This window comes from Klebsiella sp. w6 (genome assembly GCF_033100215.1).
GTDB classification, from domain to species: domain Bacteria; phylum Pseudomonadota; class Gammaproteobacteria; order Enterobacterales; family Enterobacteriaceae; genus Klebsiella; species Klebsiella variicola.
Genome location: NZ_CP136907.1, coordinates 4570464 through 4585959 on the forward strand (window position 1 = coordinate 4570464; position 15496 = coordinate 4585959).

The 15496-nt window shown below is 62.6% G+C and carries 15 protein-coding genes; 14 read left to right on the forward strand and 1 reads right to left on the reverse strand.

What is annotated here, in order from left to right; genetic code table 11:
• Window positions 1-241: 241 nt before the first annotated feature.
• Complete coding sequence (pulA, locus tag R0140_RS22435) at window positions 242-3550, reverse strand: pullulanase-type alpha-1,6-glucosidase (protein WP_046882111.1); 3309 nt, start codon at window positions 3548-3550, stop codon at window positions 242-244.
• Between the two features lie 184 nt (window positions 3551-3734).
• Between pulA and R0140_RS22440 the strand changes: the two genes are divergently transcribed.
• The 14 genes from R0140_RS22440 to R0140_RS22505 are packed head-to-tail and all read left to right on the forward strand — an operon-like array spanning window position 3735 to window position 15478.
• Window positions 3735-3872 (forward strand): hypothetical protein, encoded by a 138-nt coding sequence (locus tag R0140_RS22440; RefSeq protein WP_004219434.1) that lies wholly within the window; start codon window positions 3735-3737, stop codon window positions 3870-3872.
• Window positions 3857-4699, forward strand: coding sequence for a type II secretion system protein GspC (gene gspC, locus R0140_RS22445; RefSeq protein WP_110203864.1), 843 nt, complete (start codon window positions 3857-3859; stop codon window positions 4697-4699). The genes R0140_RS22440 and gspC overlap by 16 nt, the downstream gene beginning before the upstream one ends.
• Before the next feature lie 9 nt (window positions 4700-4708).
• Window positions 4709-6682, forward strand: coding sequence for a GspD family T2SS secretin variant PulD (gene pulD, locus R0140_RS22450; protein WP_162493344.1), 1974 nt, complete (start codon window positions 4709-4711; stop codon window positions 6680-6682).
• Window positions 6679-8172: a type II secretion system ATPase GspE gene (gene gspE, locus R0140_RS22455; RefSeq protein WP_016160313.1), complete on the forward strand. Its 1494-nt coding sequence runs from the start codon at window positions 6679-6681 to the stop codon at window positions 8170-8172. The genes pulD and gspE overlap by 4 nt, the downstream gene beginning before the upstream one ends.
• A 1-nt stretch (window position 8173) precedes the next feature.
• Complete coding sequence (gene gspF, locus R0140_RS22460) at window positions 8174-9388, forward strand: type II secretion system inner membrane protein GspF (RefSeq protein ID WP_317703901.1); 1215 nt, start codon at window positions 8174-8176, stop codon at window positions 9386-9388.
• Between the two features lie 20 nt (window positions 9389-9408).
• Complete coding sequence (gene gspG / locus R0140_RS22465; protein WP_002889054.1) at window positions 9409-9831, forward strand: type II secretion system major pseudopilin GspG; 423 nt, start codon at window positions 9409-9411, stop codon at window positions 9829-9831.
• Entirely contained in the window at window positions 9831-10346 is a 516-nt protein-coding gene (gene gspH / locus R0140_RS22470; protein WP_008807378.1) for a type II secretion system minor pseudopilin GspH, read from the forward strand. Before gspG ends, gspH begins: the two co-directional genes overlap by 1 nt.
• The gene (gene gspI, locus R0140_RS22475) at window positions 10343-10708 is read left to right on the forward strand and encodes a type II secretion system minor pseudopilin GspI (RefSeq protein ID WP_004894160.1); all 366 of its coding nucleotides are present in this window, start codon (window positions 10343-10345) and stop codon (window positions 10706-10708) included. The genes gspH and gspI overlap by 4 nt, the downstream gene beginning before the upstream one ends.
• Window positions 10705-11301, forward strand: a complete 597-nt coding sequence (gene gspJ, locus R0140_RS22480) for a type II secretion system minor pseudopilin GspJ (protein WP_008807379.1) — start codon at window positions 10705-10707, stop codon at window positions 11299-11301. The genes gspI and gspJ overlap by 4 nt, the downstream gene beginning before the upstream one ends.
• Complete coding sequence (gene gspK, locus R0140_RS22485) at window positions 11298-12278, forward strand: type II secretion system minor pseudopilin GspK (RefSeq protein WP_317703902.1); 981 nt, start codon at window positions 11298-11300, stop codon at window positions 12276-12278. The genes gspJ and gspK overlap by 4 nt, the downstream gene beginning before the upstream one ends.
• Complete coding sequence (gene gspL, locus R0140_RS22490) at window positions 12271-13467, forward strand: type II secretion system protein GspL (RefSeq protein WP_032740434.1); 1197 nt, start codon at window positions 12271-12273, stop codon at window positions 13465-13467. The genes gspK and gspL overlap by 8 nt, the downstream gene beginning before the upstream one ends.
• A complete protein-coding gene (locus R0140_RS22495; RefSeq protein ID WP_317703903.1) occupies window positions 13460-13945 on the forward strand; it encodes a type II secretion system protein M in 486 nt (161 codons plus the stop codon). Before gspL ends, R0140_RS22495 begins: the two co-directional genes overlap by 8 nt.
• Window positions 13935-14681, forward strand: a complete 747-nt coding sequence (locus R0140_RS22500; protein ID WP_086070387.1) for a type II secretion system protein N — start codon at window positions 13935-13937, stop codon at window positions 14679-14681. Before R0140_RS22495 ends, R0140_RS22500 begins: the two co-directional genes overlap by 11 nt.
• Window positions 14678-15478 carry a prepilin peptidase gene (locus R0140_RS22505; protein WP_008807384.1) on the forward strand — a complete coding sequence of 267 codons (801 nt, stop codon included), beginning with the start codon at window positions 14678-14680 and terminating at the stop codon, window positions 15476-15478. Before R0140_RS22500 ends, R0140_RS22505 begins: the two co-directional genes overlap by 4 nt.
• The last annotated feature ends 18 nt before the right edge of the window (window positions 15479-15496 follow it).

Genomic DNA, 15496 nt, shown 5'->3' on the forward strand with positions numbered 1-15496 from the left:
CCTCACGGTGCAGAGAAGGCGCCCTTACGGGCGCCCCAGACTGCTGACAAAGTGCATTCTTCAGAGATTGCCCGGCGGCGCTACGCTAGTGCGGGCCGACAGATAACTGCATAACTGTTTGATATTGCAGTCTTTCGTAGGCCGGGTAAGGCGTAAGCCGCCACCCGGCAGAAAGGCGAGCATAATAACGAAACAGGTTTGTCATCAGCCAGAGGCGCCCTTACGGGCGCCCCACGTTATGTTATTTACTGCTCACCGGCAGGCCAGCGCCCTGCGATTCCCCCTGTGGCAGCTCGAGGACCGCTACCGACCAGGCCGGCAGCGTGACCGAGCCGTCAGCGGCAACCTGCACGCCGCTCGCCAGCGAACGGTCGCCTGCCGCCTGCTGGATGGCGCTCAGCTGCAGCGATGTGCCGGCGAAGTCCTGCAGCGTCCGGCTTTCCGGTGCGGCGTTGATCGCCACCACGATGCCGTCGACACGGCTGTCCAGACTGGCGCCAGCCTGCATCCCGTCATCGATGGTCATCACCAGCAGACCCGTCAGCTGATCGGCGCCGGTATTGCGGAAGTCCACGCGCTTCATCACCGTCGCGCCGTCACCGAGAGTAAACAGCGGAGACGATTTACGCAGCGCGGTCAGCTCCTGATAAAACGCGGTCATCTGCTTGAGCTCCGTTTCACCCGGAGTAGCCACCGCGTCTTTCACCCGGGCGATAATGTCATAGTTGCTGCCATCATCGCTGCTGCGCGGCATACCCACGTTGTAGTTGTTGTCCTGCAGGGAGTAATCCACGCGGTTAAACCAGTCACCGGAATCATACGAATCGCGGGTAAAAGATTTAGAGCGCAGCAGCTCTGAGCCCTGCTGGTCAAAGGCGATCCCCTGGCCGAGCATCACCGTCGCCAGCGACACCGCCTGCATCCGGACGCGGGTATCGAGATCCGCCTCCTGAGCAGCTTTATAGCTGATCATGTCCCACAGCGTTTGGTTGTCGTGTTTTGACACATAATTCACGACTTCCGTCGGGTCAGCCGCATAGCCGCCAGGCGCGCCGTTATAGTCAATCTCGCTGCCTTTCTTCACCGCGCCGTCTTTGTCGATCAGCACGAAGTCCGCGAGGTTACCGGCCATGCCCAGACGGGTCAGATCGGCGAGGTGGCGCGCCTGATCGTCGGTCATGCTGGTCAGCTCATTTGGCTGAACGCCGGCGCCGCTGCCCACCCCCTGATTCTGGCGCAATGCATCGCCGGAATCGAACGGCCCGCCACCGCGCACGGCGTCGCGCAGACGATCGGAGAACGTGCCGATCCCGGTACCTTTCAGATTGATTTGCGAGGCAATTTCAAAGCGATCGCTCTGGTTGGAATCCCAACCTTCACCAAAGAAATAAATGTCCGGGTTCAGCGCTTTAATGCGCTCCCAGGCCGAGAGGATCTGCGCTTTCGGATGATAGCCCATCAGGTCGAAGCGGAAGCCATCGATCTTATAATCGGTGGTCCATACCGCCAGTGAATCGGCGATAAGCTTGGCGAACATCCGGTGCTCTGGCGCCGAGTCGGAGCAACAGGTGGCCGATTCCACGCTGCCGGTGGTTTCATTCAGGCGCTGATAGTACCAGGGGACGATCTTATCCAGCACCGAGGTGCGGTCGGTCGGGCCGGCGGCGTTGGTGTGGTTATACACCACGTCCATGATGACGTTCATTCCCAGATCCTGCTTGATCGCCTGAATCATGGTGCGGAACTCTTTAATGCGCGCCGTGCCTTCCGGATCGGTGGCGTAGGATCCTTCCGGCACCGTGTAGTGGAACGGATCGTAGCCCCAGTTATAGGAGTCGGTCTGCGCCACCAGCGTATTCAACGCCTGCACCTGCGGGTTATCCTTGCTGTCGTTCTGCTTCAGCTGGGTCAGCACCTCTTCGACCGTCGAACCGCTGTCGCAATAGCCCGCGAACTCGCTGCTCTTCACCGCGCTGTTGATCTCGCACAGGCGACTGAACGGCTGCTGAATATCGGCGACTTTGTCGCTGAACTCATTGACCGTCGCCAGATCGAAGACTGGCAGCAGCTCAATATGGGTCACGCCCGAGGCCGACAGCTGTTTCAGATGCTGGACCATATTGCTCTCCTGGGCGGTGAGCGCCAGATATTTACCGCGCAGTTCAGCGGGAACGGTTTGATCCCAGGCGGAGAGATCGCGAATATGCGACTCGTGGATCGTCATTTTCGCCAGGTCGGCTTTGGTTTTCTGCGCGTGCGGCATCGTCAGCCCGTCCCAGCCTTCCGGCTTCAGCGCGCTGTCGTTGAGATCGACCACCTGGCTGTACTCCGAGTTGGTCGACAAACTATGGGCGTAGGGATCGGTCACTTCGTACTGCTCGACTTTACGCGACTGCGGGTGGTAGACGGTCATCGCGTAGCGGTAGAACGCGCCCTTCAGGTCGCTTCCCCCCTGCCATGACCAGGCGCCGGAGGCGCTGTCGCGGGTCATCGGATGGCTGGCCACCACCTTCTTGTCGGCGCTGTAGACCACCAGCTCAACCTGCTGCGCCGTGGGCGCCCAGACGCGGAAGGTCACGCCGCTATCAGTTAGCTGGGCGCCATAGCTCAGCGCCTCGGCGGCAGCGGCATAGGTATCGTCCAGCACGCCGGCGGTCTGCACCTGGGTGGCGGAGCTAAGGATCCCGTCGCTTTCGGCGGATATCGCCACCGTCTCGCCCTGCAGCAATTCATCGACGTTGACATCATCCGGCAGCTTAAAGGCAGGATAGCTGGCGAGATGCGGGAAGCGCATGCTCACCTGCTGACTGACGGTGGTGGGGGTCAGCTTGACATATTTATCGGTAAATTCGCCGTTACTATCGGCGGCCACCTTACTGCTGTGGCTGTAATAGAGGCGCACAATGGGTTTATTTTCGCCGCCCGGCCACAGCAGGGTGGTTTTATCGACCCAGTGCGCATCGGCCAGCGCCACGCCAAAGGCGGCGCGGAAGGCGTCGGCGCGGGAGTCATAGACCGCGCTGTTGCCAGCGATGACCGATACCGTGCGATCGGTGAAATCGCCAAAAGAGACGCGCAGGTCGCTGTCGATAAGCTTATTGGTGCCATCGCGGACGATAACGTTGATACATCCGCTCTCTTTAGTCAGCGGGATCACCCAGTAAGGGCCATATTTGTCGCTGCCGGTCGGCGTAGTGCTGACATCATTCCAGTCCGCCACCGGCGCGCTCAGCGCATCACAGGTTTCGTTATTCCATAGATAGAGGTTTTTAGTCGCATAGTCGGCCGGCGTGCTGCTGGTGATGCCGGCGATATCGACAAGGTGAATGACAGCCTGGTTGGCGGAAGCCTGCGCCGCTTCGCCAGGGACGGCAACGTCCGGTAAGCGGACGACCACATCCTGCGGGTCGGGCGTACCGGGTGTGCCTGGGTTGCCAGGATTGCCTGGTGAACCCGGTGAGCCAGAGGGTGAAGAGGAAGAGCTGTTATCACAGCCACTCAATAATACTAACGATCCAAGAAATAGGGCATGACAGGTATATCTGAGCATTCGATAGTCCCTAATATGCTTATTAAATTATAAAAGGTAAGAAAGGATGAATATCTTTACAGCGCGCTAATTAGATATTTTTGCTTTCCGGGGCGCAATCATCCCCCACAAATGAGAGGGGGGCGTAGGAAGCCGGGGGAGTAAATCAATAAAGGGAATGACGACCCGAAACCGCAAACTGATTATGATTCGCCACGCTTATCGCCACTCTCCGGCAATAAATAATTCAAAAGCCAATAATCACCTACCTGTTTCGGTAGGGTATTACGCCAACGTGCAGAAAAATAAATTAGCAAAGGAATTAAAATGCCAGTTTCTGTGATGGGGTTAACAAATATAAATAAAGGGATAATTAAATTATTACCACAAATTGTGACGCTCATCATATTAATAACCTCTATCCCCCAGCTGGCGAAATTAACCTGGCGCGTGGTATTCCCTGTGAGTCATGAGGATATTTCCGCCCTGCCATTAACCGCTTCTCCAATGGCGGAGTCGGAATTAAAAACCGAACGGCCTGTATTTACCCTGTTTGGTCTGGCGGCAAAAAACAACCCCGCGCCAACGGATGCAACCCACCTCAATCAGGTGCCGGTTTCCAGCCTGAAACTACGCCTTACGGGTCTGCTCGCCAGCAGTAACCCGGCACGATCCATCGCCATTATAGAAAAAGGAAATCAGCAGGTTAGCCTTAGTTCCGGCGATACTATCCCGGGGTACGATGCGCGGATCGTCGCCATTCTTCCCGACCGGATCATCGTTAACTATCAGGGACGCAAAGAGGCCATTTTGTTATTTAACGATACCCGCGCGCCGTCGTCATCGCCCGCTACAGCGGCCACTCCGCCTCTTGTGAAGCAACTCCGCGAACAGCCGCAAAATATCCTCACTTATTTATCTATTTCGCCGGTGCTCAGTGGCGACAAACTGCAGGGCTATCGCCTTAATCCAGGCAAAGACGCCTCGCTATTTCGTCAGTCCGGCCTGCAGGAAAATGATTTAGCCATTGCCCTAAATGGCATTGATTTACGCGATCAGGCGCAAGCACAGCAGGCGCTGCAACACCTGAATGAACAGACCGAAATAACGCTGACCGTTGAGCGAGAAGGTCAACGACACGATATCGCTTTCGCGCTGGGGGATGAATAATTGCCAACCATAAAACGACTGCGGAAAATGCTGACTGTGCTGCTGATATTAACGCCGCTGCTATTTCGTCCGGCCATCGCAGAAGAATTTTCCGCCAGCTTTAAAGGCACCGATATCCAGGAATTTATCAATACCGTCAGCAAAAACCTGAATAAAACGGTGATTATCGATCCCAGCGTGCGCGGCACCATTACCGTACGCAGTTACGATATGCTCAATGAAGAGCAATATTATCAATTCTTCCTTAGCGTGCTGGATGTGTATGGCTTCGCCGTGATCAATATGAATAACGGCGTACTGAAGGTAGTGCGGGCTAAAGATGCGAAAACCTCGGCCGTCCCGGTCGCCAGCGAGGCAGCACCGGGCGAAGGCGATGAAGTGGTCACCCGGGTGGTGCCCCTGACCAACGTCGCCGCCCGCGATCTCGCCCCGCTGCTTCGCCAGCTGAACGATAACGCCGGCGCCGGCAGCGTGGTCCATTATGAGCCCTCCAACGTATTGCTGATGACCGGCCGCGCAGCGGTCATCAAACGCCTGCTGACCATTGTCGAGCGCGTCGACAACGCCGGGGATCGCAGCGTGGTGACCGTTCCCCTCTCCTGGGCCTCCGCCGCGGAGGTGGTCAAACTGGTTACCGAGCTCAATAAAGACAGCAGCAAGTCGGCACTGCCGGGCTCGATGGTGGCGAACGTGGTGGCCGATGAGCGCACCAACGCGGTACTGGTCAGCGGCGAGCCGAACTCGCGCCAGCGCATTATCGCCATGATCAAACAGCTCGACCGCCAGCAGGCGGTGCAGGGCAACACCAAAGTGATCTACCTGAAGTACGCCAAAGCCGCCGATCTGGTGGAGGTCCTCACCGGGATCAGCAGCTCACTGCAGAACGATAAGCAAAGCGCCAAACCGGTGGCCGCGATCGACAAAAATATCATTATCAAAGCCCACGGCCAGACCAACGCCCTGATCGTCACCGCGGCGCCGGACGTGATGAACGATCTTGAGCGAGTGATCGCCCAGCTCGATATCCGCCGCCCGCAGGTGCTGGTGGAGGCGATTATCGCCGAAGTGCAGGATGCCGACGGCCTCAACCTCGGTATCCAGTGGGCCAATAAAAATGCCGGCATGACCCAGTTCACCAACAGCGGGCTGCCGATCTCCACGGTTATCGCTGGCGCCAACCAATACAACAAAGACGGTACCGTCAGCAGCTCGCTGGCCAGCGCTCTGGGCTCGTTTAACGGTATCGCCGCCGGCTTCTATCAGGGGAACTGGGCGATGCTGCTCACCGCCCTCTCCAGCAGTACCAAGAACGATATTCTGGCCACCCCCAGCATCGTCACCCTCGACAACATGCAAGCCACCTTTAACGTCGGCCAGGAAGTTCCGGTATTAACCGGCTCGCAAACCACCTCCGGCGACAACATCTTTAATACCGTCGAGCGCAAAACCGTCGGCATTAAGCTGAAGGTGAAACCGCAGATTAACGAAGGCGATGCCGTGCTGCTGGAGATTGAGCAGGAGGTATCGAGCGTCGCCGACTCGGCCTCCAGCACCAGTAGCGATCTCGGCGCGACCTTCAATACCAGGACGGTGAATAACGCCGTGCTGGTCGGCAGCGGTGAAACGGTGGTGGTTGGCGGGCTGCTGGATAAAAGCGTCACCGATACCGCCGACAAAGTGCCGCTGCTCGGCGACATCCCGGTGATCGGCGCCCTGTTCCGCTCCGAGAGCAAGAAAGTGTCGAAACGCAACCTGATGCTGTTTATCCGTCCGACCATCATTCGCGATCGTGATGAGTACCGTCAGGCCTCTTCCGGCCAGTACACCGCATTCGACAATGCGCAAACCAAACAGCGGGGCAAAGACAGCAGCGAAGCGACACTCAGTAATGACCTGCTGCACATCTATCCAAAGCAGGAGACCCAGGCCTTCCGCCAGGTCAGCGCCGCCATTGACGCCTTTAACCTCGGAGGCCGCCCATGACGCCAGCCGCCGAACGCCGTCCGCTGCTGCCCTTTGCCTGGGCCCGCGCGCATCATCTTGTGCTGCTCAGCGACGGCGAACGCTGCGAAGCGCTGTGCCGCTCCGATACCGCCGCCCGGGCGCTGCTGGAAGCGCGTCGCCTGGCGGACGGACCGATGAGCGTCAGCCGTCTGGCGCCGGACGCGTTCGAGAAAGTGCTGGTGCTCAGCTATCAGCGCGACTCGGCGGAAGCGCACCGCATGATGGCCGATATCGGCAATGAGCTCGACCTCTATACCCTCGCCGAAGAGCTACCGGACAGCGACGATCTGCTCGACAGCGAGGACGACGCGCCGATCATCCGCCTGATCAACGCCATGCTCACCGAGGCCATCAAAGAGAAAGCCTCGGATATTCATATCGAAACCTATGAGCGCCATCTGCAGATTCGCTTTCGCGTCGACGGCGTGCTGCGCGAAATTCTGCGCCCGCAGCGGCGGCTGGCCGCGCTGTTAATTTCGCGTATCAAGGTGATGGCCAGCCTGGATATTGCTGAAAAACGGATCCCTCAGGATGGGCGGATGGCGCTGCGCATCGGCGGGCGGGCGATCGACGTGCGCGTCTCCACCCTGCCCTCCAGCCACGGCGAACGCGTCGTCCTGCGCCTGCTGGACAAAAACAGCGTCAACCTGGATCTGCTGACGCTGGGCATGCCCCCCGCTCTGCTCGATCGGGTCGACGCGCTGATCGCCCGGCCACACGGCATTATTCTGGTCACCGGGCCGACCGGGTCGGGGAAAAGCACTACCCTGTATGCCGCCCTCAGCCGCCTCGACGCCCACGAACGCAATATCATGACCATTGAAGATCCGGTGGAGTATGAGCTGGAGGGCATCGGCCAGACTCAGGTCAACGCCAAAGTCGATATGACTTTCGCCCGCGGCCTGCGCGCCATACTGCGCCAGGATCCGGATGTGGTACTGGTGGGGGAAATCCGCGATGGCGAAACCGCCCAGATCGCCGTCCAGGCCTCGCTGACCGGACACCTGGTGCTGTCGACCCTGCACACCAACAGCGCGCTGGGCGCCATTTCCCGTCTGCAGGATATGGGCGTGGAGCCTTTTTTACTCTCCACGTCGCTGCTGGCGGTGATGTCGCAGCGGCTGGTGCGCCAACTTTGCCCGCACTGCCGTCAGCCCACGCAGGCGGATGCCGACACCGCCCGGCAGATGGCGGTCCCGGTCGGCGCGCGGCTGTGGCAGCCCAAAGGCTGTCCGGAGTGTAATTTCATCGGCTATCGCGGACGCACCGGTATTCATGAACTGCTGCTGGTTGACGACCGCATCCGCGCCGCCATCCACCGCGGCGAGAATGAGATCACCCTGATCCAGCAGCTGGGGCCAGCCTGGCAAACCCTGCGCCATGCCGGACGCGACAAAGCGCTGGCGGGGATCACCAGCTGGGAAGAGGTGATGCGAGTCACCGAACAGCAAACGACGGAAAGCGTCTGAGATGGCCCTGTTTCGCTATCAGGCACTGGACCCGCAGGGCAAAACCCGCCGCGGCGTTCAGCAGGCCGACTCCGCCCGCCACGCCCGCCAGCTGCTGCGGGACAACGGCTGGCTGGCGCTGGAAGTGACCGCCGCCGCCCCGGCGCGCCGGCTGTGGCGCGGCGGATCCCTCACCCGGCGCACCAGCGCCGGTGATTTAGCCCTGCTCACCCGCCAGCTGGCCACCCTGGTTGCCGCCGGGATCCCGCTGGAAAAAGCGCTCGATGCCGTCGCCCAGCAGTGCGAAAAGGCGCCGCTAAGAACGTTAATGGCCGGGGTGCGCAGCAAAGTACTCGAAGGCCATTCGCTGGCGGAGGCGATGCGCGGCTATCCCGCCTGCTTCGACGGGCTGTTCTGCGCCATGGTGGCGGCCGGCGAAACCTCCGGCCATCTCGACGGCGTGCTGAACCGGCTGGCGGACTATACCGAGCAGCGCCAGCAGCTTCGCGCCCGCCTGCTGCAGGCGATGATCTATCCCATCGTGCTGACGCTGGTCGCCATCAGCGTGATCGCCATTCTGCTCTCCACTGTGGTCCCAAAAGTTGTTGAGCAGTTTGTTCATCTGAAACAGGCCCTGCCGTTCTCCACCCGGCTGCTGATGAGCCTGAGCGATATCGTGCGCAGCGCGGGGCCCTGGCTGGTGCTGCTGTCGCTACTGGCGCTGCTGACGCTGCGTTATCTGCTGCGCCAGCCCGCCCGGCGGCTCGCCTGGGACCGGATGCTGCTGCGCCTGCCGGTCATCGGCCGCGTGGCCCGCAGCGTGAACAGCGCGCGCTACGCCCGCACCTTAAGCATTCTCAATGCCAGCGCGGTGCCGCTGCTGCTGTCGATGCGCATCAGCGCCGGCGTCCTCAGCAACGCCTGGGCGCGCAGCCAGCTGGCGGCGGCCAGCGAATCGGTACGCGAAGGCGTCAGTCTGCATCGGGCGCTGGAATCCACCGCCCTGTTCCCGCCGATGATGCGCTACATGATCGCCAGCGGCGAGCAGAGCGGCGAGTTGACCGCGATGCTGGAGCGCGCGGCGGAGAACCAGGACCGGGAGCTGAGCGCGCAGATCCAGATGGCCCTCAGTCTGTTTGAACCCCTGCTGGTGGTCACCATGGCCGGCATGGTGCTGTTTATCGTGCTGGCTATCCTGCAGCCGATCCTGCAACTGAACACCCTTATGAGTATGTAACTGTATTAATGGAGAAAACTATGCAACGGCAACGCGGTTTCACGTTACTGGAAATTATGGTGGTGATCGTCATTCTCGGCATTCTCGCCAGCCTGGTGGTGCCCAACCTGATGGGCAACAAGGAGAAAGCGGACCGCCAGAAAGTTGTCAGCGATCTGGTGGCGCTCGAGGGGGCGCTGGATATGTATAAACTGGACAACAGCCGCTACCCCAACACCGAGCAGGGACTGCAGGCGCTGGTGACCGCCCCGGCCGCCGAGCCGCACGCCCGCAACTACCCGGAAGGCGGCTATATCCGCCGCCTGCCGCAGGACCCGTGGGGAAATGAGTATCAGCTGTTAAGCCCGGGTCAGCATGGCGCCATCGACGTCTTCAGCGTCGGCCCGGACGGGATGCCCGACACCAATGACGACATCGGCAACTGGACCCTCGGGAAGAAATAGTGTCTCAGCGCGGTTTCACGCTCCTTGAGATGATGCTGGTCCTGCTGCTGATTGGCGTCAGCGCCAGCATGGTGCTGCTGGCGTTTCCCTCCGCCCGCACCCAGGAGGCTACGCAGATCCTGGCGCGCTTTCAGGCGCAGCTGGATTTTGTCCGCGAGCGCGGGCAGCAAACCGGTCAGCTCTTCGGGATCGTCATCCACCCTGACCGCTGGCAGTTTATGCGCCTGCAGCCTGCCGACGAAGACGCTCCGGCGGCGGCTGATGACCGCTGGGGCAACGCGCAGTGGCTGCCACTGCAGGCCGGACGCGTCACCACGGCGGAAACCCTCCCCCGGACCAGGCTGACGCTGCGCTTTCCCGACGGCCAGGCGTGGACGCCAGGCGAGCAGCCCGACGTGCTGATCTTCCCAGGCGGCGAAGTCACACCGTTTCAGCTGCGGATTGACGCCGCGACGGGCATCACCATCGACGCCCAGGGTGACAGCCAGCCGCTGGCGGCGCGGGAGCAGCCATGAAACGCCAGGCCGGGATGACGCTTATCGAAGTGATGGTCGCGCTGGTGATTTTCGCCCTCGCCGGTCTGGCGGTGATGCAGTCCACCCTGCAGCAGACGCGCCAGCTTGGGCGTATGGAAGAGAAAATCCTCGCCAGCTGGCTGGCGGATAATCAGCTGGTGCAGCTGCGGCTGGAGAAACGCTGGCCCGCCCTCAGCTGGTCCGAAACCACCGTGGAAGCCGCCGGAACGCGCTGGTTTGTCCGCTGGCAGGGAGTGGAAACCGCGCTGCCGCAGCTGCGGGCGCTGGACGTGGAGGTCCGGCGGCAAAAAAGCGATCCCGCGCCGCTGGCGACCCTGCGCACCTGGGTGACGCCGCCATGATAACGAAAATGCGCGGTTTCACCCTGATTGAAACGCTGCTGGCGCTGGCTATCCTCGCCGTCCTTAGCGCCGCCGCCGTGATGGTGCTGCAGAACGTCATCCGCGCCGATGGCCTGACCCGCGAGAAGAGCCAGCAGATCGCCGCCCTCCAGCGCGCCTTTCGCCAGATCGCCGACGATGTCACGCACATCATTCCCCGTCGCGCCAGAAACAGCGACACGCTTTTCTTCGCCGGACGTTTCCAGTTGCAGAGCGACGACTGGGGGCTGGCCTTCAGCCGCAGCGGCTGGCCGAACCCACTGGGGATCCTCCCGCGTTCGGAGATCCAGAACGTCAGCTACCGTCTGCGCCAGCAACAGCTTGAGCGACTGAGCTTCGATCAGCAGGATCCGCTGACCGGCAGCCAGCCGACGGTTCGGGTGGTATTGCGCGAGGTGACGGCGTTTCGTCTGCGCTTCTACGCCGACGGACGCTGGCAGGAGACCTGGGATCGCTCGCAGACGCTGCCGCAAGGGCTGGAGATCACCCTGACGCTGGCGAACAGCGGGGAGATAACCCGCCTGTTTTTACTCACCCCGGGAGGCAGCCAGTGAAAAATCGGCAACGCGGCGTCGCGCTCCTGATGGTGCTGTTCATCCTTGCCCTGATGATGATCCTCGCCAGCGCCATGACCGAACGCACCGCGGTCATGTATCAGCATACCGCCGTGACCCTCGATAATCTGCAGGCCAGATGGTACGCCCTGGCGGCGGAAAACATGGCCGCCGCGCTCCTGCAACGCGACGCGCTGGACTCGCCCAGTCAAACGAACCTGGCGCAAAGCTGGGCGCAGGAAGGGCGCCGCTTTACCCTCGACGATGGCGAAATCCTCGCGACGATCCGCGACGGGCACGCCTGCTTTAACCTCAATGCCATCAACCATCGCGCGGATGAGACCAGCGGCGAAACGCCCTACCCGACCGACGTCTTCGTCCGGCTGTTGGCGCTGCTCGGCGAATCGCCGCTGCGCGCCAGCCAGATCGCCGCCGCCCTTGGCGACTGGACGGACAGCGACGGCCAGCCGCGGCTGAACGGAGCAGAGGATGAGGTCTACATGGCGCAAACCCCGGGCTATCTCGCCGCCAACCAGCCGATGCAGGATGTCAGCGAGCTGCGCCTGCTGGCGGGTATGGACGCCGCCCTCTATCAGCGCTTGCTCCCCTTCGTCTGCGTCCAGCCGGATGACGCGCTGCAGGTCAATGTCAACACCCTGCGGCCCTCCCAGGCCGCTCTGCTGGTGGCCCTCTTTCCCGGCGAGCTGACGCTGCAGGAGGCGCAACAACTGCTGCACAACCGCCCGCGAACCGGGTGGAGCAGCGTCGCTGCGTTTCTCGCGCAGCCGACGCTGCAGAAAACCGATACCACGCTTGCCCGCCCCTGGCTGACGGTGCACAGCACGTGCTTTATCGCCGCCTTTAGCGTGGTGACCGGCAATCTTCGCTTTCAGCTGCACAGCGTCCTGCAACAGGAGGGGCGCACGTTTACCGTCGTCCAGCGGCGATATGGACTTTCTATGGTGGTCGATGAATAAGTTTAACGCTTCTCCCCAGGCCATGCTGATCGTGCGCTTCGCCCCCGGGCTGGCGCCGCTGCACTGGCAACTCTTCGCCCCCGGCGAGCCACACCACGAGGCCAGCGGCCGGTGGCCGGCTGAGGACGCCAGCCCTTTCCCGGCGCTGGCGGCGCACTACCCCGCCTGGGTGCTGATCCCGGCCAGCGACTGCGCGTTTCACTCGCTCACCCTGCCGGCGGGCTTGCGTAAACCGCCGCTGCAGGTCGCCCCATTCCTGCTGGAAGAGCAGCTGGCCGACGATGTCGAAGCCACCCATTTTGCCTTGCTCCACCGCCAGCAGGCGCAGTGCGAGATCGTCGCCGTACAGCGGCAAAAAATGCGCGACTGGCTGGCCCGCTGCGAGTCGCTCTCCCTTCGGCCCCTGGCGTTGACGCCCGACGTGCTGGCCCTGCCCTGGCATCCGCCAGCGTGGAGCGCGGTGCAGGTGGACGAGCAGTGGCTGATCCGCCACCAGCCGTGGGGCGGCATGGCGGCGGAAAACGTCTGGCTGACGGAGCTGCTGCAGAGCGAGGCGGAAGAACCAGTCATCGACAGCTATTCACCGCCGCCCGCGGCGCCGGGCGTCTGGCGGGCGCAACCTGCGCAGACATTGCTGACCCTTGCCGCACGCTATCCGGCAACGCAGCAGCTCAGTCTGCTGCAGGGGGAGTTTGCCGTCCGTCGGCGGCGGCCTGCACAGGCGACCTGGCGTTCGGCGCAATATGCCGCACTGGCTCTGGCGTTACTGGTGGGGACAAACAGCGTGCTGGACCATCTCGATCTGGCGCGTCAGGCCGAGGCGGCGCAGCAGGCCAGCCGGGCTTTCTATCACCGCTGGTTTCCGACGGAGAAAAAGGTGATTAATCCGCGACTGCAGATGCAGCAACACCTGCAAACCCTCGCCCGTCAGGCGCAGCATGCCCCCCTCGTCGATCGCCTCAGCGCGCTGCAAAACATCCTCAGCGACACGCCGGGGATCCGCCTGCGGACGCTGAGCTGGGATGCCGCGGGCAACCGTCTGCAGCTGGATATCGCCGCGGTCTCTTCCCGGGCGCTGGAGCAGTTCACCCAGCGGGCGCAGCCGCGGTTTCGCGTCCGGCCAGGCGACATGACCACGAAACCGGATGGCATTGAGGGACAACTGACGCTGGAGGAAAACAATGGCTAATCTGCTTATCTGGTGGCGGCAGCGCACGCCGTCCGAGCAACGCCTGCTGCTCGGACTCGCGGGGCTGCTGGTGGTATGCGCCCTCTGGTACGGACTGTGGCAGCCCTGGCGAGCCCGTGAGGCGCAGTGGCGACAAACCCTGATGAAAGAGCAGGCCAACCTGCGCTGGATGACGCAGCAGAGCCCGCGCCTGCAGCAGCTCAGCCAGCAGCCCACGCCGACGGCAAAAGAAGCGCTCACCGCCCTGGTGATGCGCGAGGCGGCGAGCCACGGGCTGGCCGTCGCCCGCCTGCAGCCGCAGGGAAAACGTCTGCAGGTCACCCTCCAGACCTGCACCTTCCAGGCGCTGATGGCGTGGCTCGACGCCCCGGCGATGCGCGGCGTCAACGCAGTCTCCTTGTCCGTGACCGGGCAGCCGTCGCGGCCCGGCTGGGTTACGGTCAACCATCTGCTGCTGGAGCGCGACGATGAAAGCTAAAGGGATCGCGGTGGCGCTGCTGCTGGCGCTCTATCTGCTGTGGCTGGCTGCTACCGCCCCGGCGCGCCTGCTGGTCCCGATGCTGCCGCCCGGCGTACAGGTGGGCAGCCTTAGCGGCAGCGTCTGGCGCGGCACAGCGCAGCCGGTCTACTGGCATGGCGAACGGCTTGAACGACTGGCGTGGTCGCTGACCCTGGCTGGCTGGCAGGTCTCTCTCAGCGATCCACGCGGCGTGGAGGGGCAGGCCCGGCTGTGGGGCCTGCGCGATCTGCGCCTGCAGGACGGGCGGCTCACCGCCCCCGCCAGCCTGCTCAGCCGCTGGTTGATGTCGACCATGCCCGTCAGCGCCGAGGGAGAGGTCACTTTCAGCCTGGCCGAAGCGCACTTCAGCGAGGGGCGCTGCCGACAAATCACCGCCGGAGGCGCGCAGTGGCGTCAGGCCCGACTGCACTCCCCGGTCGGCAGCCTGGAGCTGGCCCAGGTTAATGGCACCTTCCGCTGTACGGCGGACGGCGCCGTGGCGCTGACCCTCCGCCAGGATTCTCATCAGCTGAGCCTCAGCGGCCAGGGGACCCTGTCGCCCGATGGCCGCTATCTGTTTCGCGGTACGCTGCAGCCCCGGCAGGGGATGCCGCCCCTGCTGGCGCTGCTGGTGACGCGCCCCGCCTCTAAAAACGAGCCGGGTCGCACACCGTGGCAGATTCAGGGAAAATGGTTACCCCAGGAGCAAAAATGACGACATTAACGGCATTATCGCTGCACTTTCCCCTTGTCTGGTATGGCTTCCTGCTGCTGTTCGGCCTGGCGCTGGGCAGCTTTTACAACGTGGTGATCTATCGTCTGCCGCGCATGTTGACCCAGACCGCGGACGACGAGCGGATAACCCTCAGCACCCCGGGCTCCTCCTGCCCGCAGTGCCGCCAGCCGATCGCCTGGCGGGACAATATCCCGCTGCTCAGTTTCCTCTGGCTGGGCCGTCGCGCCCGCTGCTGTCAGGCGCCCATCGCGTGGAGCTATCCGCTGACCGAGCTGGCCACCGGCCTGCTGTTTATCCTCGCCGGGGCGCTGCTCGCGCCGGGCCTGCCGCTGGCGGGCGGCCTGCTGCTGCTCTCGTTCCTGCTGATGCTGGCGCGGATTGACGCCCGGACCCAGCTGTTGCCCGACCGTCTGACGCTGCCCCTGCTGTGGGCCGGGCTGCTGTTCAATCTTAACGAGGTGTACATTGCCCTGCCGGACGCGGTCGCCGGGGCGATGGCCGGTTATCTGGCACTGTGGTCGGTCTACTGGCTGTTCCGCCTGCTGACCGGGAAAGAGGCGCTGGGCTATGGCGATTTTAAGCTGCTGGCGGCGCTGGGCGCCTGGTGCGGCTGGCAGGTTCTGCCGCAGGTGCTGTTGCTCGCCTCGGCCTGCGGGCTGGTGTGGACCCTGCTGCAGCGCCTGTGGACCCGGCAGTCGCTGCAGCAGCCGCTGGCCTTCGGCCCCTGGCTGGCGCTGGCCGGAGGGGGCATTTTTCTCTGGCAGCAGATGGTCTAGCGGTTACTGCCCGCCTGG